This window comes from Priestia sp. SIMBA_032 (assembly GCF_046535215.1).
Taxonomy (GTDB): domain Bacteria; phylum Bacillota; class Bacilli; order Bacillales; family Bacillaceae_H; genus Priestia; species Priestia aryabhattai.
Window position 1 is genome coordinate 1 of record NZ_JAWRXD010000699.1, and the last position, 270, is coordinate 270.

Consider the following 270-nt stretch of genomic DNA (forward strand, 5'->3'; position numbering starts at 1 on the left):
GTCCGCGACGCCATGGCCTCGAGCGGAGGCAGACCTGCACCTTCGTACAGTGACGGCATCACCAGGAAGTCCGCCTGCGCCACCAGTGCCCGCAATCGGTCGAAGGCAAGCCTGCCGGTCAGCTGCACGCGTTCGCCGAGGCTCTCGACGAGCCGGTTCACCCGGTCGTCGAGTGTTCTGAGCGACTCATCACCACCGGCGATCACCAGTGTGTGGGGAACCGAACCCGCGATCGCCGCGAATGCCTCGAGTAATACCGGCAAGTTCTTG

The 270-nt window shown here is 64.8% G+C and carries 1 protein-coding gene; it reads right to left on the reverse strand.

Annotation, left to right across the window (positions count from 1 at the left end; translation table 11 throughout):
• Positions 1–270 (reverse strand): glycosyltransferase (locus SB717_RS36065; RefSeq protein ID WP_410907797.1); only part of this gene is annotated, 270 nt, incomplete at both ends.